A 3065-nucleotide genomic window follows, 5' to 3' on the forward strand; every position below is an offset into this window, starting at 1 on the left:
GAGTGGTTAGATTATGTGTAAGAAACGCAAATACACAAAAATGGGCGCTTTATATTCAATAGCGAATGCCCAGCATACTAAAAAGAGCAAGAAGAATAAAGATGATAAGATACCAGTTAGAGCTTATTATTGCAAATGGTGCACTTGTTATCACTTATCAAGTCAGCAAAGATTAAACATTAAGACAGGAGTAATTGGATAATGAAAGATGAATTTACATACTACATAGCTCGATACTTTTCAGATGATTTTGGAGAATTTGAAAGCCGTAAGTTTTATAATAAAAGAGAAGCTCTGGAATGGTTTGAATTGTTACCTGAAAAACAAAGAATTGAACTTAAAAAATATACTGAAATCACTGAGGTTATAGCATAATGACAAATGAAGAATTATACGAAAGAATAAGTAACTCACTAAAAGAGCAAGGTATCGGAATAAGTCAATTTGAATCAAAAGTTAAAGCTGAAACAGGTAAATACCCTAACTTAAAAATGACTAAATCACGTTTGAGTTTACCGAATACCGTAGCATTCCCTTATCTTACTATGTTTTTCAATGATGATGAAATGCACGAAATTACACTTAAAAAGATTGATAGCGTAGGAAACAACGGAGAAGCGTTTGACTTATTAGATGAGATATTATCGAACTTAGAGCCAAGCAAGGAGTATCTATATAAGCAACGATTAAAGCGTAGAATGCAAAGAGAGGTAATAAAATGATTTTACATAAGTACACGCGTAAGATTAATAGTTCAAAATATCCACGGTCAACAGCTCGAAAAATTGCTAATGGCTTGAACAAAAAAGACTGCTTCAATAATTATCTAATAAGTTTCGAGCTTGGTTCTAAAAGGTATATTATTGAAAAATTTGAAATTAAAGGAATGAAATAAATGGAATGCAAACACAAATGGGTAACAGTAGGTTGGTGCGCTGATGGTTGCGGTTGTTGTGGTAATTTAAGTGCAGTTTGTACAATATGTGAAGAAACTATAAATGACTACTTAAGTTATTGGGAAATAGAAAAGCTTGAATTAGATGAAGATGAGGACGACGAATAAATGAAACGTTACTACGTAGAAGAGAACGACGAAGGCAAAGAAATTAAACGTAAACTTACAACTTTTGATAATGATGATTTAACACAGTTTTCAGATGATGAACTAGAAACATTATACTATGAATCATCAGCGCAGTTTTTGGCTAAAGCGTTGCACTTTATAAAGATTGAGAATGAACTATTTTCAAGAAAGAGTGTAACTGTAAGTGATGAATTTCTAGAACAAACTGGAAAAAACATTTTTGAAGCCATTAAGCAGGTAAGCAATTGAACCATGGAACAGGAGGTAAGAATTTGAATGATGTATTTATGCAAAAGAAACAAGTAAACAATGAAATAGCAGTAAATTCATATAACCAATTATTAGGCTGGATATTTTTATAAATGGTTGAAATTTTAAAACACTACACAAACAAAGCAAATTCAGCGGTCAATCCAGAACACTGCGGTAAAATGATAGCTAAAATATTGAACGAGCAAGACCCACTGAACCAATACCAATGCGAGTATAGCCATAATGCAAAAATGTGGCTAGTGACTAAGTACGAAATTTATAAAGGAGAATAACTATATTTATTTTAACAGACGACATGCTTAAAAGTATAGCATTGATTCAGAAAGCTCATAAAAAGGCAGACAAGGGCTTTAATGATATTGTAGCACAATTATATCAACAAGAGTTTAAAACACAAGAGAAAGCAAAATATGAGCATATAAAGCAAGCTAAGGAGAAAGCACTTGAAGAACAACGAAGAGAAGCTATTAATCACGCTAGGGAGAGGGACAGGGAAAAATCAATTATTCAAAATGATACTGACTCACAAGATACGGATAATTCAAAAGCTGGACTTCAAATTGAAGAGCCTGCGCAACAGACTACAAGCTCGGTTATTGGAAGCGATTGGTCACAAGTTAGCCCAGAAATAGCTGCGAATTACATGTCAAGTAAGACAGGAGTAAGTGCTAGTAAATGGCTTGATGTGATTTATAAGGAGTCGAGCGGAAACCCTTATGTTGAAAATGAGTTATCATGCTGGGGACTATTACAGATAATGCAAAGCGTGCATGGGCAGGTATCTAATTTAAGTCCACAGGATTATTTAGACAAAGCAGTAAGTATATACCAAGGTTCAGGCGGTACAGCATGGGAAACGTGGTAAATATAAAACAGCTAGTAAATATATAATAAATTAAATAATAGAAAGTAGGTATATCATCTTTAAAATATGCTCAATTACAAAAGAAAACCTCACAATTAAGTGAGGTTCTTTTTTTAGTTTACTTTTCCGTACTCTGCTTCAAATTCGGCTTGGAACATAACAGTTTCTGGTAACTTGATTACTCCAAATTTACCTTGGAAACCTCCAAGCATACGTGTTGTTTTAATATGTCGTGCTGAAACTCCGTTACATACATACCAATTTTTAGTGTCTTTGCAATTAATTAGGAACATTTCGATTTCTCCACTTTCTGTTGTGTTATTGTTAGAGCCTCCAGTTTGTCCTGTAAGGCGTTTATTTAGTTCTGCGATAAAGTATGAGCGACAACTCTCTAAAGTGCCACCATGGACTTCTACTGACCGTCTAGGGCAACTTGTACTTGAAAGTTCTTGATGTAGCTTTACAGTATCACGATTAGGAATTAGTCCCCATTGTTTCATGTACTTAGCTACATCGTCCAGTACTGCTTGTTCATTTCTCAAGAATTGGTTTAAATCTCCCTCTGATTGGCACACTTCCCAACTGGCATAATTTGCATTACCATATGAGTTAGCGCAATGCCATGCCATATTAGAGAAGTCAGAAGCCTGTAAGCGGCCATCGTTTCCAATGTAAACATGAGCAAAACCATTTTCAGGGTTGTGCGTAGGTAGCCAATTATTGTAGAAACTAGCATTAGCACCATTTGAGCCTGCGTCATTGTGAATCACAACCCCAGTAGGATTATGCCCACGAACGCCAGCATTAGTTATATTCATTCTTTTTTATCCTCCGTTTGTTCTT

General features: G+C 34.7%; 7 protein-coding genes. 6 read left to right on the plus strand and 1 reads right to left on the minus strand.

Going from position 1 to position 3065, the window contains the following annotated elements; all coding sequences use genetic code 11:
- Nucleotides 1–201: 201 nt before the first annotated feature.
- The 6 genes from FDW96_RS25055 to FDW96_RS11920 all read left to right on the plus strand — a co-directional run bounded on the left by FDW96_RS25055 (nt 202) and on the right by FDW96_RS11920 (nt 2222).
- Nucleotides 202–375, plus strand: coding sequence for a hypothetical protein (locus FDW96_RS25055; RefSeq protein ID WP_156125609.1), 174 nt, complete (start codon nt 202–204; stop codon nt 373–375).
- The gene (locus tag FDW96_RS11905) at nt 375–722 is read left to right on the plus strand and encodes a hypothetical protein (RefSeq protein ID WP_137365743.1); all 348 of its coding nucleotides are present in this window, start codon (nt 375–377) and stop codon (nt 720–722) included. Before FDW96_RS25055 ends, FDW96_RS11905 begins: the two co-directional genes overlap by 1 nt.
- Nucleotides 723–895: 173 nt before the next feature.
- Nucleotides 896–1063: a hypothetical protein gene (locus FDW96_RS25060; protein ID WP_170974699.1), complete on the plus strand. Its 168-nt coding sequence runs from the start codon at nt 896–898 to the stop codon at nt 1061–1063.
- Nucleotides 1064–1333: a hypothetical protein gene (locus FDW96_RS11910; protein WP_036852757.1), complete on the plus strand. Its 270-nt coding sequence runs from the start codon at nt 1064–1066 to the stop codon at nt 1331–1333. It begins immediately after the preceding gene.
- A 113-nt stretch (nt 1334–1446) separates the two neighbouring features.
- Nucleotides 1447–1629: a hypothetical protein gene (locus FDW96_RS11915; protein ID WP_137365744.1), complete on the plus strand. Its 183-nt coding sequence runs from the start codon at nt 1447–1449 to the stop codon at nt 1627–1629.
- A 23-nt stretch (nt 1630–1652) separates the two neighbouring features.
- Nucleotides 1653–2222 carry a hypothetical protein gene (locus FDW96_RS11920; RefSeq protein WP_212732879.1) on the plus strand — a complete coding sequence of 190 codons (570 nt, stop codon included), beginning with the start codon at nt 1653–1655 and terminating at the stop codon, nt 2220–2222.
- A gap of 113 nt (nt 2223–2335) precedes the next feature.
- On the opposite strand, the gene FDW96_RS11925 is transcribed toward FDW96_RS11920, so the two are convergent.
- The gene (locus FDW96_RS11925) at nt 2336–3040 is read right to left on the minus strand and encodes an N-acetylmuramoyl-L-alanine amidase (protein ID WP_047692439.1); all 705 of its coding nucleotides are present in this window, start codon (nt 3038–3040) and stop codon (nt 2336–2338) included.
- Nucleotides 3041–3065: the final 25 nt, after the last annotated feature.

This window comes from Citrobacter sp. TBCS-15, from assembly GCF_005280815.1.
Taxonomy (GTDB): Bacteria; Pseudomonadota; Gammaproteobacteria; order Enterobacterales; family Enterobacteriaceae; genus Citrobacter; species Citrobacter werkmanii.

Bases quoted from the DNA above. Each gene is read 5' to 3' on its own strand.
- FDW96_RS11905 (WP_137365743.1), top strand. From the start codon at position 375: ATGACAAATGAAGAATTATACGAAAGAATAAGTAACTCACTAAAAGAG.
- FDW96_RS11925 (WP_047692439.1), bottom strand. From the start codon at position 3,040: ATGAATATAACTAATGCTGGCGTTCGTGGGCATAATCCTACTGGGGTT.
- FDW96_RS11910 (WP_036852757.1), top strand. From the start codon at position 1,064: ATGAAACGTTACTACGTAGAAGAGAACGACGAAGGCAAAGAAATTAAA.
- FDW96_RS11915 (WP_137365744.1), top strand. From the start codon at position 1,447: ATGGTTGAAATTTTAAAACACTACACAAACAAAGCAAATTCAGCGGTC.
- FDW96_RS25060 (WP_170974699.1), top strand. From the start codon at position 896: ATGGAATGCAAACACAAATGGGTAACAGTAGGTTGGTGCGCTGATGGT.
- FDW96_RS11920 (WP_212732879.1), top strand. From the start codon at position 1,653: ATGCTTAAAAGTATAGCATTGATTCAGAAAGCTCATAAAAAGGCAGAC.
- FDW96_RS25055 (WP_156125609.1), top strand. From the start codon at position 202: ATGAAAGATGAATTTACATACTACATAGCTCGATACTTTTCAGATGAT.